The organism is Pseudoalteromonas sp. UBA6610, from assembly GCF_002433295.1.
Taxonomy (GTDB): Bacteria; Pseudomonadota; Gammaproteobacteria; order Enterobacterales; family Alteromonadaceae; genus Pseudoalteromonas; species Pseudoalteromonas atlantica.
This window is the reverse complement of the sequence record NZ_DJHW01000027.1, coordinates 1-16605: the sequence shown is the minus strand read 5'-3', so window position 1 is coordinate 16605 and position 16605 is coordinate 1. Positions and strand designations below refer to the sequence as shown.

General features: G+C 40.4%; 17 protein-coding genes. 11 read left to right on the top strand and 6 right to left on the bottom strand.

What is annotated here, in order from left to right; all coding sequences use genetic code 11:
* Nucleotides 1-137: 137 nt before the first annotated feature.
* Nucleotides 138-1355 carry a methyl-accepting chemotaxis protein gene (locus tag B4F91_RS04105; protein WP_096042291.1) on the top strand — a complete coding sequence of 406 codons (1218 nt, stop codon included), beginning with the start codon at nt 138-140 and terminating at the stop codon, nt 1353-1355.
* Between the two features lie 117 nt (nt 1356-1472).
* Nucleotides 1473-2606: a tRNA epoxyqueuosine(34) reductase QueG gene (queG, locus tag B4F91_RS04100; RefSeq protein WP_055252897.1), complete on the top strand. Its 1134-nt coding sequence runs from the start codon at nt 1473-1475 to the stop codon at nt 2604-2606.
* A 30-nt stretch (nt 2607-2636) separates the two neighbouring features.
* On the opposite strand, the gene B4F91_RS04095 is transcribed toward queG, so the two are convergent.
* From B4F91_RS04095 to B4F91_RS04085, 3 genes are all read right to left on the bottom strand, one after another.
* Nucleotides 2637-3764, bottom strand: a complete 1128-nt coding sequence (locus B4F91_RS04095; RefSeq protein ID WP_286938930.1) for a response regulator — start codon at nt 3762-3764, stop codon at nt 2637-2639.
* 49 nt (nt 3765-3813) lie between these two features.
* Complete coding sequence (locus B4F91_RS04090; protein WP_096042293.1) at nt 3814-5805, bottom strand: sensor histidine kinase; 1992 nt, start codon at nt 5803-5805, stop codon at nt 3814-3816.
* Between the two features lie 110 nt (nt 5806-5915).
* Nucleotides 5916-6407: a GNAT family N-acetyltransferase gene (locus tag B4F91_RS04085; protein ID WP_096042294.1), complete on the bottom strand. Its 492-nt coding sequence runs from the start codon at nt 6405-6407 to the stop codon at nt 5916-5918.
* Nucleotides 6408-6489: 82 nt separating this feature from the next.
* On the opposite strand from B4F91_RS04085, the gene B4F91_RS04080 reads away from it, so the two are divergent.
* The 6 genes from B4F91_RS04080 (at nt 6490) to B4F91_RS04055 (ending at nt 11981) form a co-directional block, all read left to right on the top strand.
* Nucleotides 6490-7062: a glutathione peroxidase gene (locus tag B4F91_RS04080; RefSeq protein ID WP_096042295.1), complete on the top strand. Its 573-nt coding sequence runs from the start codon at nt 6490-6492 to the stop codon at nt 7060-7062.
* A 79-nt stretch (nt 7063-7141) separates the two neighbouring features.
* Nucleotides 7142-7423: a peptidylprolyl isomerase gene (locus tag B4F91_RS04075; protein ID WP_004589432.1), complete on the top strand. Its 282-nt coding sequence runs from the start codon at nt 7142-7144 to the stop codon at nt 7421-7423.
* A 55-nt stretch (nt 7424-7478) separates the two neighbouring features.
* Nucleotides 7479-8057: a glutathione S-transferase family protein gene (locus B4F91_RS04070; RefSeq protein ID WP_029774054.1), complete on the top strand. Its 579-nt coding sequence runs from the start codon at nt 7479-7481 to the stop codon at nt 8055-8057.
* 17 nt (nt 8058-8074) lie between these two features.
* Nucleotides 8075-8425, top strand: a complete 351-nt coding sequence (locus tag B4F91_RS04065) for a DUF2750 domain-containing protein (protein WP_004589430.1) — start codon at nt 8075-8077, stop codon at nt 8423-8425.
* 153 nt (nt 8426-8578) lie between these two features.
* On the top strand, nt 8579-9259 hold the full coding sequence (locus B4F91_RS04060) for a hypothetical protein (protein WP_029774055.1): 681 nt from the start codon (nt 8579-8581) through the stop codon (nt 9257-9259).
* Nucleotides 9260-9407: 148 nt separating this feature from the next.
* A complete protein-coding gene (locus tag B4F91_RS04055; protein WP_096042296.1) occupies nt 9408-11981 on the top strand; it encodes a M1 family metallopeptidase in 2574 nt (857 codons plus the stop codon).
* A 65-nt stretch (nt 11982-12046) separates the two neighbouring features.
* Here the strand turns inward: B4F91_RS04055 and B4F91_RS04050 are convergent, their stop codons facing one another.
* Entirely contained in the window at nt 12047-12412 is a 366-nt protein-coding gene (locus B4F91_RS04050; RefSeq protein ID WP_004589427.1) for a hypothetical protein, read from the bottom strand.
* A 63-nt stretch (nt 12413-12475) separates the two neighbouring features.
* On the bottom strand, nt 12476-13348 hold the full coding sequence (locus B4F91_RS04045; RefSeq protein WP_096042297.1) for a hypothetical protein: 873 nt from the start codon (nt 13346-13348) through the stop codon (nt 12476-12478).
* 116 nt (nt 13349-13464) lie between these two features.
* On the opposite strand from B4F91_RS04045, the gene B4F91_RS04040 reads away from it, so the two are divergent.
* From B4F91_RS04040 to yjjG, 3 genes are all read left to right on the top strand, one after another.
* Nucleotides 13465-14364 (top strand): phosphoribulokinase, encoded by a 900-nt coding sequence (locus B4F91_RS04040; protein ID WP_004589425.1) that lies wholly within the window; start codon nt 13465-13467, stop codon nt 14362-14364.
* A 63-nt stretch (nt 14365-14427) separates the two neighbouring features.
* Complete coding sequence (gene yjjX / locus B4F91_RS04035; protein WP_064384753.1) at nt 14428-14970, top strand: inosine/xanthosine triphosphatase; 543 nt, start codon at nt 14428-14430, stop codon at nt 14968-14970.
* Nucleotides 14970-15644 (top strand): pyrimidine 5'-nucleotidase, encoded by a 675-nt coding sequence (yjjG, locus tag B4F91_RS04030; protein WP_054982322.1) that lies wholly within the window; start codon nt 14970-14972, stop codon nt 15642-15644. Before yjjX ends, yjjG begins: the two co-directional genes overlap by 1 nt.
* A gap of 129 nt (nt 15645-15773) precedes the next feature.
* Here yjjG and lpxC read toward each other — a convergent pair.
* Nucleotides 15774-16605, bottom strand: an 832-nt coding sequence (gene lpxC, locus B4F91_RS04025) for a UDP-3-O-acyl-N-acetylglucosamine deacetylase (RefSeq protein WP_288635386.1), incomplete at its 5' end; no start/stop codon positions are given.

The following is a 16605-nucleotide window of genomic DNA, read 5'->3' as shown; positions in this document are numbered from 1 at the left end:
TTTGGCATTTATGTAGCGTTATCGCCTATTTATGGGGAATAACCACACTTCATAGGCTCTGCCTTGCCTAAAAGCCAAACATACTGCTGCAAATTCAACCATCAAAGGTCAACACGCCCTAGATGGGTAAGCAATAAATGAGTGGTGTAATGCAATTTTATAATTATATTGAGCGAACATTTTTTTATACGCTTACGCGTAAAATAGTGGGTAATTTAAGCTTTGTTTTTTTGTTTCAGGCCATTACCTTATTTTGGTTATATCAAAGCTTAAGCGAGCAGCACAGTACTAGCGCATTTTGGTTGTTAACCTTGGTTATTGTAGCGGGCTTTGCCTTTACTATTTTTTATATGCGCTATTTAATAGTGCGCCCTGTAAAAGCTATGTGCGACACTTTAGTAAACATAAACCAGCAAGAGGCTAATTTAGCCGCCAACTTACCGCAATTTTCTTTTGACGAATTTAAAGAACTAAGTACGCAATATAACTTATTTACTAATCACTTAAGTGATTTACTAAGTACAACTCACGCCAGCGCTAAAGCCAGCGAGCAAAGTAATGTTGATGTAAATACCGCTATGCAGAATACGCAGCAGTTAAGTGAGCAGCAAACTCAGCTAAGCCACAATATTATTAATGCGAGTAACCAAATAGTGCAAAGCTTAGAGGGCATAGTGAGCAATACCGACAGCGTGCATAGCGTAAACAGCGAGCACTTAGACTTTGTTAAGCTTTCGTCGCAAGAGCTTGCAAGCTTAGTCGATAAAGTGTCGCTTATTGGTACCTTGCTGCAAAGATTTTCTAAAACGGTGTCTGGCCTTAAAGAAAACAGCGAAAACATTCGCAGCATTTTAAAAATGGTTGAGGAGTTTTCGGATCAAACTAATTTACTGGCACTAAACGCTGCCATTGAAGCGGCACGCGCTGGCGAAGCTGGCAGAGGATTTGCTGTTGTTGCTGATGAAGTACGTACATTATCGGTAAAAGTAAGTGGTGCAACCCGACAAATAAGCGACTTTATTAACCAAATGAATGAACTGGTTAACGAAACCAACCAAGAAAGTGAGCAGTTAATTAGCCACTCAGGTACCGCACAAAGCGCCATTAGTAATACCTCTGAAGGGTTTAAAACAATGCTAAGCGAGTTTGAACAAAACCAACAGCAGCTACAGCAAATAGCGGATGCGGTGCATACGCTAGAGCAAGCGCAGCAGCACACTCACCAATCGGTAGAGCAAATTGTTACCTTAGGCGAGCAAGCTAAAAGCGCTATTGATCATGCACTAAGTAATAGCCAGCAATCACATGCACTTAGCCAGCAAACACAACAGCAATTAAAGCGCTTTGTGCAATAAGCAATTGCAAAACAAAAGCCGAGCGCTATATTGTCTTAATATTTTAACTGGCAACATTCAACAGCGCTTTATAAATATGGTAAATTACGCAGCTAATTATTTAAGTGTGTAATGTGTGTGAGTAACTCAACCCCCAACTACCAACAGCTAGCCAAAAATATTAAAGCCTGGGGCCAAGAACTCGGCTTTAGTGAGGTGGGTATTACCGATATTGACCTATCTAAACACGAAGCACAATTACAGCGCTGGTTAGATGCGGGCTACCATGGCTCTATGGATTATATGGCAGCCCATGGCATGAAACGCGCTCGCCCTGCTGAACTAGTCCCTGGCACCCAGCGGGTTATTTCGGTAAAAATGAACTACCTGCCCCCTGATGCTAGTTTTGCCAAAACACTAAAAAACACCGAAAAAGCCTACATTAGCCGCTACGCATTAGGGCGTGACTATCACAAATTAATGCGCAACCGACTAAAAAAGCTGGGCCAAAAAATAGAGCAAGAAATTGGCGATTACGGTTTTAGGCCATTTGTAGACTCTGCGCCTGTGCTTGAGCGCCAGCTTGCTGAAAAAGCGGGATTGGGCTGGCGAGGTAAACACTCTTTATTAATAAACCAAGAAGCTGGGTCGTGGTTTTTTTTAGGTGAGCTTTTTGTTGATTTACCCCTGCCAATAGATAATGAAAACACGTTTGAAGGCTGCGGTAAATGTGTTGCTTGCATTACGCTTTGCCCAACAGGGGCAATTGTAGAGCCGTATGTGGTAGATGCACGCAAATGTATTTCGTACTTAACCATTGAGCACCAAGGGCCTATACCTGAGCAATACCGTGCATTATTGGGGAACCGAGTTTATGGCTGCGACGATTGCCAATTGGTTTGCCCATGGAACCGTTATGGTCAAATTACCGATGAGCAAGACTTTCATCCCCGTACGCAATTAAAAAACAAAGACTTACTTGAGCTATTTGCCTGGGACGAACCTACATTTTTAAAAAATACCGAAGGTAGCCCAATTCGCCGTATTGGTCACGAACGTTGGCTGCGTAATTTAGCGGTGGGTTTAGGCAATGCCGATTTTAGCCCTAGCATTATTAACGCTTTAGAAAGCAAACATGAGTCTAGCTCGCAGCTAGTAAAAGAGCATATAGAGTGGGCGCTTGAGCAACAAAATAATAAACAACGAGAACAACTTCGTAAAACACAGCGCCTAATTAGAATTGTCGAAAAAGGCTTACCTCGTGATGCGTAAATCACTCTGGTAAGCCTTATTATGAGAGGTTTATTTTTTAAGTAACAAAGATAAATCTTGTTCAATTTCAACAAAGGCGGATTTAACTTGTTTAACCGACTCTTCTCTGGCAATTGAATTTTGAATAGTTTCGTCCACTTTTTTATAAATAAACACCTCTTGGTCTTCATCTAACCCCATTGTGGGTATGCGCACTTCAAGATCTTCTTGTAGTTGCTTGAATACTTTTTCGTTACTTTCACGGTTTTCGTTTAGTAACCCAATTAAGCCATGAAACTTACTATGCACTGTGCTGGCTACATCATTTAGCTTTTGCTGCTGCGACTCAAGCATTTGCTTGGTCATAATTGCACGTAACTGCTGCTCAGTCACACTGACAATAAAGCAAACGTGGTCACGAATACGCCCGTGTTTATCTGGGTCGTGATCTGGCATATTCAGAATTAATAAGCTTATCATCTCGTAGTTAACTAATATTCGGTGAGAAAACTCATGTAAGCGACCTTTGTTTTTAAGCATATCAAACAGCTCAATTACAATAGGCGAACACACTCCGCTAAGGGCAAAGTGCTCTATTGTATCGCCATGTCTAAATTCAACATTACTTTGTAGGTCAAACGTTTGTAAGCAGTCAATTAAGGCTTTACCTAAATCTTGCGGATTATTAATAAAACCAATGTTTTCAATGTAGTTAACTATTTGCCCCATTTCGCTACTGTTTGCCATAGCGTTAAATGCCGTAGATGTTGCATCTTCTACTTGTTTTTCAAGGCTTTGTTTTTCTATTAATACTTGGTTTAAGTTTTTAAGTTTTGATTTAAGCTCATCATGCCCAAACGGTTTTACAATGTAATCCTCAGCACCGACTGAGTAACCTTCCATACGCTCTTCAACCGTTCCTCTAGCGGAAACAAACATAACAATTATATGCGCGGTATTCGGATTCGCCTTTAATGCTTTACACACTTCGTAGCCATTCATTTGCGGCATACTTACATCAAGTAAAATAACTTGGGGCATGTAGCCTTCAACCATGGCTAAACACTCAGGGCCGCTTGTGGCAACTTGTAATTCGAAATCAAGATCTTCTAAAATTTCTTCAATAATTTCAAGGTTGAAAGGTTCATCATCTACAGCAAGAATTTTAGTTAAGGCCATATTTTCATCATCCAATTAAATATCATTTAAACATTACTTACACATATAATTAGCTATCTTGCACTGCTAGCTTATCATCGGCTAAATGCTCATCTAAATCTATTTCTAGGGGTACCTGAATCCTAATTGTTGCACCACCATCGCTATTATTACTTGCCGTAATTTCGCCTTGATGAAGTGCTACAAACTCTCTACAAAGCGCAAGCCCTAAGCCAGTACCACCAGCGCCACTGTTCGTTTTGCTGCTTTGTACAAATTTAGTAAACACGTGCTCTAATTCATCCTCAGGTATACCTATTCCATTGTCTATTACATCAATAATGGCGCTATCTTGATCAGCCATTAAGTTCACTTTAATACGACTTTTAGGTTCGCTAAATTTAAGTGCGTTACCTAACACATTGCGCAATAGCTGATTAATTTGCTCTTCATCACACTGCACAACCACTGGCCCGGGTTTTGAAAAAACAATTTCAATTTCTTTTTCCATAGCCGTACCAGAGACATCATCGATACTGGTTTTTATAATGCTTTCTATATTGTATGGACGTGGGTTAAATGGAAATTTCCCTACATCCAATTTAGATAAATCAAGTAAGTTGTTTAATAACGACAGTAAACGCTCGCCGCTGCTTTCAATACGAGATAAATATTTTAAGAGTTTATCTTTAGCAAAATCGCCTGCTTCTAACTTACTCAAACCAAATCGAGAAAAGCTTAATATAGAGTGCATAGGGGTGCGTAACTCGTGCGACATGTTAGCCAAAAATTCCGATTTGCTTAAATTGGCAGCTTCGGCCACATTTTTAGCGTGCTCTAGCTGCGAAGTACGAGCTCGCACTTGCTCCTCAAGTAGGTCTTTGGCTTCAAGGAGTAATTCTTCTTTTTGTTTTAAGTGAGTTACATTTTTAAATATAACCGCCAACGCAATTTCGCCATGGTGGTCTATTTCGTTAAACGAGCCGACCAGCGGAATATACCCGCCGTCTGTTTTTTGCAAACGTAGGTCGCTACTAAATTGGCGGTTACGATTGAGTGTGCTGATTTTATTTTTTATTTCAGCACTTGATTCCTCATCTAAAAATTCAAATACCGAAAAACCCGCGAGTTTGTCAAAGGGCAGCTTAAACAGCCTTAAGCAGGCATCGTTTGCTTCTATTACTTTGCCGCTGCGTTCAAATAGCATAATGGCGTCAGGGGTATTTTTATAAATAACTTGTAGTAGGCTGTCTTTTTCAATTAATGCATCAACGGTATCTTGTAAACGCTCAACTAGCTCAGCGTTACGGCGTTTTAAAAGCTCTGTTTGCCACAATTTATGTACCGATTGCAGCAGTACGCTATCGGTTAGAGGCTTTATTAAAACATCCTCGACCCCTTTACGAATTGCCTCAATCATCGAAACTTGCTCAGGGCGTGCGGTAAACAATAAGCATCGGCAATCTGGCTGAGACATTTTAATAGCAGAAAAAATATTTAAACCGGTGCCATCTTCAAAGCTAAAATCGCTAATTAAAATATCTATACTGTTTTCATTCGCCACTGTCACCGCTTCGGTAGCACTGGTTGCGGTTAGCGTTTTGATATGCGCCCCGACTAAATTACTTTTCATTTTTTCAAGGCGCTCAGGCATATGATCAACAAGTAAAATAGTGGGGAGTTTTAGAACGTGACTAGAGCCAAGCTCTAAGAGGTTTTCGAGTAATGAGGTAATTTCTTTATTTGAAAAAAACGGATAAATAACCGTAGCATCTGGGACTAGCTTATTAAGCTCGCTAAAGGCGCTAAGTTGCTCACCGCTTTCGGCTTTAGGGGCAAGTAATACACAGCGGTCTTGTGAGATTTTTTGAGCTAACGATTTTACTACTTCACACGGCACTCCGTAAGCACCAATTACCAAGTCATACTGGCTGGTGTTAGAGTATAAATCAATCATAGAGTAATGAACGAGCTCAGCCTCACAACCTATTAATTCTAGTAAAACTTTCACTCTCATTGCGATAACACTGCTGCTATCTACAATTAAAATTTTTCGACTCATTAAGCCACACTATCGTAAACACTTTATATGTTAATAGCGTAGCCTATAATTTCTTAGTTGGTATAGGTTGTTAGACTTAATTTTGATTTTTTTACCGATAAGCTCCACAACTATTTTGGTAGATGCTTACCGAATATTGTTAAACTGTAGCGCGTGTTATCCATTACCGCGATATGAGGCAACTCACCCCATACGCTAAAACCAAAGTGCTTGAATAACTTAATACTTGGTAAGTTGTGGCTAAATATAAAACCAAGCAATACATCAATTTCGAGCTGCTTAGCCTCTATTTGGGCAAACTCCATCAGCTTTTTGCCAAGTCCTTTACCTTGCGCCGCTTTGGTAATATAAATGCTCATTTCGACGGTGCCATCGTATGCGGGGCGCCCATAAAACGATTTATAACTTAGCCAAGCAAGTACTTGGTCATTTTCGCAATAAACATAAATAGGCCGTTTACCGGTGTGGCTATTAAACCACTCACGTTTGCTCTGTACCGATACTTCTTCGGTATCGGCGGTCACCATACGCGAGGCGATCGTTTCGTTGTATATTGCGACAATGGCAGGTAAATCTTCTATAGTGGCTAAACGTGTAGTCATAACAGCTTAATATTGTTGATCACTTTTGTGCATATTAGCGTAAGATAGACTAGTCAAACAATTATAAATTTAGGCGTTGAGTATGTTAAAAAAAACGATACTAGGGCTCAGTATTTTTATTACGAGCTTAGCTGCCCATGCAAATGACACGTTACCCAGCAAACAACAGCAGCAACAATGTGAAGACTTTACAAATGTAGAGATACGTAAGCTGCGCTCAAAAGAATCCTTAAACTTATGCCAATTTAAAAACCGCCCTTTGCTCATTGTAAATACGGCTAGCAATTGTGGTTTTACATCTCAATTTGAAGGCCTTGAAAAAGTACACCAACAATACAAAGACAAAGGTTTAGTGGTATTAGGTTTTCCATCTGATGATTTTTTTCAAGAAGAAAACGATGAAAAAGACATAGCAAAAGTGTGTTTTATTAATTACGGCGTTACGTTTACTATGTTTACTACCAGCGAAGTTCGCGGCAGTGATGCAAATCCAATATTTAAACACTTAAACGCGCAAACCAGCTCACCTAACTGGAACTTTTATAAATATTTAGTTTCAGCTGATCGCAAAACAATTAAACGCTTTAACAGTAAAGTAGCTCCTAATTCAAAAGAATTAATTGATGCAATTGAAAATACGCTACTCATCAATTAAGTTTATACTGGTACTGCGAGTTAAAACTAACTAGACTGGCTTTAATGGTTAAATACACCAACTTTAAACAGGAGATTTTATGGCAGTGGCAAGTGCAAGGCACATTTTAGTAGACAGCGAAGCAGAGTGCTTAGATTTAAAAGCTAAGATTGAACAAGGCGAAGACTTTGCAGAGCTTGCAAAAACATATTCAAACTGTCCTTCTGGTCAAGACGGCGGAGCACTTGGCGAGTTTGGCCCAGGCATGATGGTACCTGAGTTTGATAAAGTTGTATTTTCAGCGCCAATTAATCAAGTACAAGGCCCTGTACAAACACAGTTTGGCTATCACTTACTAGAAGTTACAAGCCGCTCAGAATAACGTTGACTTATCGCAACACAAAAAGCCGCTTATGCGGCTTTTTTTAGGAGCAATTATGAAACTTATAGGATCTAACCCTTCTCCATTTGCGCGCAGAGTAAGAATGTGGGCAGCACAAAACAATGTTGACTTAGCGCTAGTAAACCTAGATATTTTTTCTGAGCAAGACCGCCCTACCTTAGCCAGTAACAACCCAGGAAGAAAAATACCGGTTTTAATTGATGGTGATTTAACGCTAAGCGATTCAACCATTATTTTACGTTACCTTATTGCCAAGGCTGGTAAAACACCACTAAGCTGGTCGCAAGAGCACCTACTTAATATTATCAACGCCTGTAACGACTCGTTAGTAGAATTAGCACTTAGCAGACGCTCAGGATTTGATACTAGCGACGATAAATTATTTTTTAATCTGCAAAACGAACGAATTGCACAAACATTAAGCTATTTAAATAGTCATTTAAACGATGATGAATTTAAAGGCTGTGAATGCCTTAACATCAGTTTATACTGCCTACTTGATTGGATTTGCTTTCGTGAATTAACAGACTTTAGCCAACACGCTGCTTTAGTCAGTTTTTATAACGACTATGGCACGCGTCAAGCTGCAGTAAGCACCGATCCCAGACTCTAAACAAATAAGGTAAACACATGAGCGATATTGAAATTGAATCACAACTAGTTAGCTTTGTAGAAAAAGTACGTTTAAGCGAGCAAGTGTGGGCGTTAGGTGGCGACGACGGCGGCTTTGTAGTGTGCGAATCTAACCAGTTTGCCGAAACGGATGTACTGCTTTTATGGGAAAGCGAAGACGCAGCAAAAGCCCAGTGTAAAGAAGAGTGGCAAGAATTTACGCCTGTAGAAATTAATTTAGATGAATTTTTAGATGAGTGGGTAGAAGATTTAAACGAAGACAGCGCATTAGTTGGTTTAAATTGGAATGACGACCAAGTGTGTGTAGAAATAGAGCCTGTTGGCTTAGCACGCGCACTTAGCGAATAACTGCCACTATCAATTAAATAGTGAATACAACACCTGCTTTTTAAGTGGGTGTTTTTGTTTTGTAGCTAAAAACATAAATACTAGAATCGATACTCGCATGTTTATCTGTTTTAAGTATAAAATATAACATGTCATTAATTTCAAGGGATTACGTTGAAAACCCATCTTGGCCGCCGCCCTTTTTCAGCAATGGAACTGCATACGCTTTATAACGGCTATATTTATGGCGACTTTAAAGTAGCAAGAGAGCAAGCAAAGCATTGGCATTTTTGGTTGCCTTTAATTGCCTATTACAGTGGCGCATATAGCGATGAAATTGGCTGCTTAACGCTTGACGATCTTGAGCTTAAAAATGGCATTTTATGTTTTAATTTTCATACTAATGGAAAAATAAAAGCGCGCTTGGTTCCGGTGCATCAAGCCTTAGTTGATGCAGGGCTTAACGACTTTATTGCCTTTGTTAAAGCACATAATCACACACGTTTGTTGTTTGATTTACCGGCTAAGTCTGGCCGTTACAGCGAAAAAGTACGCATTTGGTTTACTGGTGAAGGTGAGCGTGCGGGTTATTTGCAAAAATGTGCCATTCCCACTGTTGATCAACTCGGTATGAAAACCGCCATAAGTAGCCTACGACTTAATTTTGAGCAACAAGTACGTATTTACGCATTACAGGCTAATTCAAAAGACGCCTTTAATTATTTAATGGGGTTTAACGAATACCCCAATGATAAATTTGACGATACCGCCTTACTAAACAACGTAATACAGCAAATTCGCACCATTAACCCACAGCTGCACTGGCAGCGCTTTAAGCTGCGCCAGAGCCACTGACACTATTTGTTACTATTTTAAATCCAAGCAGCCACTTTATTAAATTACTCTCATAAAAAAAACTGCTAGGATATCTAAATCTCAATTTTTAAGGGCATAGAAATGCCTGTTTGAGTCAGTTTCTAACAACAACAATCTAGGGATCACTATGTTTTTAAAAAGCCTATTAACAGTAAGTGTTGCTTTAGCAATGACTACTGCCAACGCTAACGAGTTCGTTATCGAAAAGCTTGCTAAACCAAGTTCACAAAAGGTGTCGTTAACACTCGACCCAAGCCAAGACACCTTTACAGGGATGACAGAAATAGCCCTAGAAGTGTTAAAACCCACTCATTACATTGAACTTAACGGCGTGGCTTACGCTGTTAAAATGGCGCAGTTACTAGGCGATGAAAACTGCGACTTAAATAACGAAATGCTAAAAACAGAAAAAGTAAAATTTAGCTGTGATGAGCAAATTCAGCCGGGTAAGTACACCCTAAAAATAGATTTTTCTGCGCCGTATAATCGCCAAAGTGTGGGCTTATACAAAACAATTGATCAGGGCACACCTTATTTATTTACTCAGTTTGAAATGAATGATGCACGCCGTGCATTTCCAGTATTTGATGAGCCAAGTTATAAAATACCGTTTCAGTTAACAATTACAGCGCCAACGTCTCAAAAGGTTTATGCCAATACGCCAGAGCTTAAAACCACAGTTAACGGCGAGATGACAACGCATTACTTTGATAAAACGCCACCTATTCCTTCTTATTTAGTGGCTATGGCCGTGGGCCCTTTTGAAGAGCTTGAAATAAAAGACATGCCAATTCCAGGGCGTGTTATTACCCCGCAGGGTAAAATTCATTTAGCTGATTACGCAAAAGAGAACATGCCAAAAGTACTTGCTGCACTTGAGGCGTATTTTGGTATTCCTTATATTTATAAAAAGCTCGACTCGGTAGCAGTACCCGAGTTTCCTTTTGGCGCAATGGAAAACTCAGGCCTAGTAACCTACCGCGAAGATATATTACTGGTTGATTTAGCAGCTGCTACACGCAGTAAAAAACAGCGTAATGTGTCGATTATTGCTCACGAGCTTGCCCATCAATGGTACGGTAACTTAGTTACCATGAAGTGGTGGAACGACTTATGGTTAAACGAAGCATTTGCCAGCTGGATGGCGGCAAAAATTACTAAACAGCTTAATCCAGAATTTGAATCTCACCTTGATTTACCACAAAACAACGTAATGGCATTAGATGCTCGCTTAAGCACTAAGCCGATTCGTAAACCGATTAAAACCGAAGCCGATATTATGGATGGTTTAGGGCTTGCCTACAGTAAAGGCAGCGCAGTACTGGCTATGGTTGAAAACTGGATTGGTGAAGAGGCATTCCAAAAAGGGATTCAAAGTTACTTAAAAAAATTCTCGTATAAAAACGCCGAAGCAGCCGATTTATGGGAAGCGCTAGGTAAAGCTTCTAATAAAGATGTTGCGAGTGTTTTAAAATCATTTATTGAACAGTCTTCTTTTCCGCTTGTAGATGTAAAACAAGACGGTAAAAAAATTACTATATCGCAAAGTCGCTTTGCTAATGCTGGTGTAGATGCACCCGCACAGCTTTGGAATGTCCCTGTTGGGATAAAATATGGCGCTGGCGATAAAGTAAAAACAGCCAGTATTTTACTCAATAAGCAAAGCCAAACCCTAACACTTGATTTTGAGCCACAGTGGATTTATCCCGATGAAGGGGCGCTAGGCTATTACCGTTGGGTAATGGACGATGCGCAGTTTGATTCACTAATAAAACATGCTCCGCAAGCACTTAATGATCGTGAGCGTTTAGCGCTGCTCTCTGCCACTGATGCACTACTTGATGCGGGTGTAATATCGGCGTCTAAGTTAATGCAAACCTTAGAAGTATTTGTGAGCGATGATCACCCTCGTGTTGCAAATACAGCGCTGGGCTACTTGGTATCGCAAAAAAATACCTTTAAAGATGAAAGCAACGAAGCGTTATGGCCTGAGTTTATTCACAGTGCAGTAATGCCTGCAGCTAAAAAATACTCACTTGAAGCACAAGCTGGCGAAGACGGTGCAGTATCTCAACTACGTGCGGGTGTTGTGTCCTTACTAGGTTTTGATGGCGAAGATCAACGTGTGATCAGCAAAGCAAAAGAGCAAACGCAAGTGTACTTAAACGATCCGCAAAAAGTGGATCCGTATTTAGCAGCTACCTATTTAAAACTTGCCGCCTATAATGGGGATAAAGCCTTACTTGATCAATTTATGGCAACCTTTAAAACCACTAAAGATCCACAAGTACGCACTAACATGCTGGCAGCAATGGGCTTTATGGGTAAAGCGCAGTTACAAAAGCAAGTATTAGCTTACACCTTAACCGACGAAGTCACCGCGTCTGATATGCGCACTATTTTAGCAGGTCAAAGTTATAGCGAGCCACGCCAAGCATTATTTATTGAGTGGATATACAACAATTACGACAAGGTAACACAAAGCTTACCGCCGTTTTTTGTGCCTAACTTACCGTACTTTACGACCACGCGTTGTGATGAACAAAGTTTAGCAACCACGCAAGCATTCTTTAAAGATAAAATTGAAGAAACACCGGGCTACGCGCGTACGCTAAGCAAGCTTGAAGAAAGTACCCATGACTGTATTGCGCTTAAAGAGCGTGAACTGGCATCAGTTAATGACTTTTTAAAAAGCAAATAAGCTTAATTAAAAGTAAATATGCATAATTAAAAAAGCCGCTGAGTTATTCACTCAGCGGCTTTTATTTACCCGTTAATAATCTGTGTTAGCTTGGCAATAAAGTCTTTTGCTGCTTGCTCTGAGTTAATTTTAAAGGCCACACCATAGTGAATCGGCTGCGCACTTTTGTGAATACGTGTAGGAAAGCGTGTCATTTCGCTACTATGAAAATAACCTTGTACTCGTGTTACCTCATCAATTGTTGCAAAATCATCGCTAAACACTTCAAAGGCTGGGCGAATAATTATTTTGCCTTTACCCGCTTCGCTGTGGGTATAAATTGCTTCTTTAGAATTTGCTAACATGTACTCAGCAATGTTTTTAATTTTAAAGTTGCTTCTGCACTTTAACTGAATAAGCTGCTCTGTTAACTCATCTGCACTATAAGCCACGTGGTGATCCCTTTAATGTTTAATTGTGCATTACATTAGCCTATACGCGCTGCAAAGTCCGAATTATTTTACATCGCATACAAAGGCAAGTTTGTCGTTTTTATAACTCATTCGCGTTATATTTGTCTCGCAATATGGGCTTAAGTTAAGCCATTGAGAAACCTCATCGCTGCCACTTAAATTACGCATATATACACGGTTTTTAACCGCATAAGCCACTGTATTAGCATCTTTTAAAATAAAGTCTTGTACTTGCTCTGGCAATCTAAGTAAATCTTCTACCTGTTTAGATTGCGGGTTAAAGCTTGCTAAAATATGCTGATCATTTTTTGTGTAACTAAATAAAAATGTTGCGGTTTTACTGTTATAAATAAGCGTACGCCCTATGTTACTTGCTACCACCTTGCCTTTTGCCGCAGCAACCGAAGTATATTGCAAAGTATGTGGCTCACCTAAAATAAACATCACTAAATCGCTTTGAGCGCCCCATGCGTGGTAACCAACAGGTTCAATCCAATCAAAAATACGGCTCGGTGCTTGCTCAGTATCGAGTGGGTATTGCCACAACTTTTGTTTGCTATCTTGCTCTACCACAATGGCCGATAAACTTTGTTTTGAGGGCATAACAGTGGGCGAATATTCGCTCACTGGCGTATTTGTTATGTTACTTACTTGCTTGGTTGCTAAATCATAATAGGCAATATCGGTTTGACTTTGCTCGCTTGAAATAACTTCATGGGTGAAATAAATACCCTGGTTTGTTAAATAAGGTTGGTTGTTATAGCTATTTTTGTCGCTCACTATACTCACTTGCATACCGTAGGGTGTATTTAAATCAGCAAGTAATATTTGGCTTTTAGGCATGCTAGCCTGCGCTGTAGCAAGGCTTAGCGCCGCTAAAGAGACTAGCCCAAGCCATGGTTTAATAAGTTTCATGCTTTCTCTCGTTTTATTTTTAAGCACCTCATGATAACGTTATTTGCCGATGGCGTCACTTGACCTAAGTCAGTCAACTCTTTATAACTAACTTGGTCCTAAAAAAGAGAAAATACATGTCAGCTAAACATCCTATCATTGCTATTACAGGTTCGTCGGGTGCGGGAACTACCACTACCACCAATGCAATTAAACATATTTTTCGTAGCCTCAACATTGATGCGGCTTTTATCGAAGGAGATAGCTTTCATCGTTACACGCGCCCAGAAATGGACAAAAAAGTACGCGAAGCACAACAAGAAGGTAAACATATAAGTTACTTTGGCCGTGAAGCCAATGACTTTGGCGCATTAGAAACCTTATTTGGTACCTACGGCGAAACAGGCCAAGGCAAGTTACGCCGATACTTACATACCTTTGACGAAGCAGTGCCTTATAATCAATTACCGGGGACCTTTACCCCTTGGCAAGATCTTGAAACAAACACTGATTTAATGTTTTACGAAGGCTTGCACGGTGGCGTGGTTGATCAGGATCATGATGTAGCTAAGCACGTGGATCTACTTATAGGCATGGTGCCTATTATTAACCTTGAATGGATCCAAAAATTGATCCGCGATACGCAAGACCGCGGCCACTCTCGCGAAAAAGTAATGGACTCCATTGTACGCAGTATGGATGACTACATTAACCACATCACACCGCAGTTTTCGCGCACCCATATTAACTTTCAACGTGTGCCAACGGTTGATACGTCAAACCCATTTAGCGCAAAAGATATACCTTCGCTAGATGAAAGCTTTGTGGTTATTCGCTTTAGAGGAATTGATGACGTTGATTTTCCGTATTATTTACAGATGATTGAAGGCAGCTTTATGTCACGTATAAATACCCTTGTGGTGCCAGGCGGTAAAATGGGTTTAGCAATGGAGCTGGTGCTTACTCCGCTTATTAAAGACATTATTGTTAAAAAGCGAGCTCTTGAAAACCTAGCCCCTTTAGATATACCCATTTAGCCCCTCTTTTATGATTTACACTTCTGACGTACACTGCTGCTTTTGCTAACAGTGAGGGAAAACGTGTCGCACTCATTAAAAATTATTGTGGGCTCTAAAAACCCAGTAAAAATTAACGCTGCAAAACATATTTTTGCAATGTACTTTCCTAGTTATGAAATTGATTGCCAAGGCGTTGATGCTCCCTCAAATGTTCCCGATCAACCAATTGGCGAGGAACAAACCCGTATAGGCGCACAAAACCGAGTTACTTACTGTAAAAGCATGTACCAAGCAGATTACTACTGTGCAATGGAAGGCGGTGCAGAGCAATTTAGCTATGGTGCTGCAACCTTTGCCTATGTTGTTATTAATAATGGCTCTGAGCAAGCGATAGGGCGCAGCAGTAACCTGCCGCTACCGCAAGTGTTATATAACGCGCTGCTAAGCGGAGAAGAGCTTGGCGATGTGATGGATAAAGCATTTAACACCCATAATGTTAAGCAAAAAGGCGGCGCGATAGGGCTTCTCACAAACAACCATGCCACTCGTCAAAGCACCTACACCCAAGCGCTTACCTTAGCTATGGCTCCTTTTTTACACCCTAGCCTTTATCAGGAAAATTAATGAAATACAGTTATGTACTGTTTGATGCAGACGAAACACTATTCAGGTTTGATATTTTAGCGGGAATGACCCGCATGTTTAAAGCGTACAACATTGAGTTTACCCAAGCCGATTACATCCATTACCAAAAAACTAATAAGCAGCTGTGGATAGATTATCAAGATGGAAAAATTAGCGCCGATTACTTACAAGTAACCCGCTTTAACGAGTGGGCTGTAAAATTAGGGGTACCCGCTAAAGAGCTAAACGACGCATTTTTAGATGCTATGGCACAAATTTGTGAACCACTCCCTGGCGCAATCGATTTACTAAATGCACTCAAACCGCATGCACAATTGGGTATTATTACTAATGGCTTTGCCCGTTTGCAAGCCCTGCGCCTAGCGCATACCGGCCTTGAAAATATGTTTGATTGGCTGGTTATTTCGGAACTGGTAGGCATTGCTAAGCCTAACAAGGCTATTTTTGAGCACACATTTGAGCTTATGGGTAACCCAGACAAAAGCAAAATATTAATGGTGGGCGACACTGCCTCTAGCGACATTTTAGGAGGCAATAATGCCGGTATTGATACCTGTTGGCTACAGCACCCAGGCGAGCAGTTACCAGCAGGCATAAGCCCAACCTACACCATAACTGAACTGGCACAGTTACCAACAATTTTAGCGCTTTAAGCTGCGCGTTAATTATTAAAAATTAATAGTAATTAGCTGCAACTCGCTAATTTAAGGCAAAAAAAATGACGCTATTAAGCGTCATTTTTTATAACTGTTTGTGAGCGTGTATTTTTAAAAAATACTAAATTAGGCCGTCGCTAATTCAAGGCCGGGTGCAGGCATCGTAACAGGCGTTTCAAATGTTGCCCACTCCCATGCTGACTCTGTTGCCATAATTTTGCGAAGTAACTTATTATTTAAATCGTGACCCGATTTATAAGCCGTTACTTTACCTAGTAGGTTATGACCTGTCATAAACATGTCGCCCACACAGTCTAATATTTTGTGTTTTACAAATTCATCGCTGTAGCGCAAACCATTTGGGTTTAGTACTTTAAAGTCATCAAGTACTACTGCACTGTCCATGCTGCCACCAAGTGCTAGGTTATTAGCATGCATGTATTCAATGTCTTTCATAAAACCAAACGTACGTGCACGGCTAATTTCTTCAGTAAAGCTTTGCGCAGTGATATCTAAACCAATGCGCTGGCGGCTTTCATTAATGGCCGGGTGATCAAAGGCAATTTCAAAGTCGATGTGAAAACCATCATATGGTTCTACTTCGGCCCATTTATCACCTTCTTCAATACGTACTTTTTCTTTTATACGAATAAAGCGTTTAGCAACATTTTGCTCTTCAATGCCGCCTTTTTGTAACAAATAAATGAACGGTAATGCACTACCATCCATAATCGGCACTTCTGAGCTGTCTAATTCAACAATTAAATTATCGATACCCATTGCAGCAACCGCTGCAATTAGGTGCTCAGTCGTTGATAAGCGAACGCCATCTTTGTTAATTAAACAGGTACACAGCTGCGTATCACCAACGGCTTCAGGTGTTGTTTCAAAATCAACAACCGGATCAAGGTCGACACGACGAAATACAATCCCGGTATTTGCGCTCGCAGGTCGGAGA

Bases quoted from the DNA above. Each gene is read 5' to 3' on its own strand.
- B4F91_RS04105 (WP_096042291.1), top strand. From the start codon at position 138: ATGAGTGGTGTAATGCAATTTTATAATTATATTGAGCGAACATTTTTT.
- B4F91_RS04095 (WP_286938930.1), bottom strand. From the start codon at position 3,764: ATGGCCTTAACTAAAATTCTTGCTGTAGATGATGAACCTTTCAACCTT.
- B4F91_RS04090 (WP_096042293.1), bottom strand. From the start codon at position 5,805: ATGAGTCGAAAAATTTTAATTGTAGATAGCAGCAGTGTTATCGCAATG.
- B4F91_RS04085 (WP_096042294.1), bottom strand. From the start codon at position 6,407: ATGACTACACGTTTAGCCACTATAGAAGATTTACCTGCCATTGTCGCA.
- B4F91_RS04080 (WP_096042295.1), top strand. From the start codon at position 6,490: ATGTTAAAAAAAACGATACTAGGGCTCAGTATTTTTATTACGAGCTTA.
- B4F91_RS04075 (WP_004589432.1), top strand. From the start codon at position 7,142: ATGGCAGTGGCAAGTGCAAGGCACATTTTAGTAGACAGCGAAGCAGAG.
- B4F91_RS04070 (WP_029774054.1), top strand. From the start codon at position 7,479: ATGAAACTTATAGGATCTAACCCTTCTCCATTTGCGCGCAGAGTAAGA.
- B4F91_RS04065 (WP_004589430.1), top strand. From the start codon at position 8,075: ATGAGCGATATTGAAATTGAATCACAACTAGTTAGCTTTGTAGAAAAA.
- B4F91_RS04055 (WP_096042296.1), top strand. From the start codon at position 9,408: ATGTTTTTAAAAAGCCTATTAACAGTAAGTGTTGCTTTAGCAATGACT.
- B4F91_RS04045 (WP_096042297.1), bottom strand. From the start codon at position 13,348: ATGAAACTTATTAAACCATGGCTTGGGCTAGTCTCTTTAGCGGCGCTA.
- B4F91_RS04040 (WP_004589425.1), top strand. From the start codon at position 13,465: ATGTCAGCTAAACATCCTATCATTGCTATTACAGGTTCGTCGGGTGCG.
- yjjG (WP_054982322.1), top strand. From the start codon at position 14,970: ATGAAATACAGTTATGTACTGTTTGATGCAGACGAAACACTATTCAGG.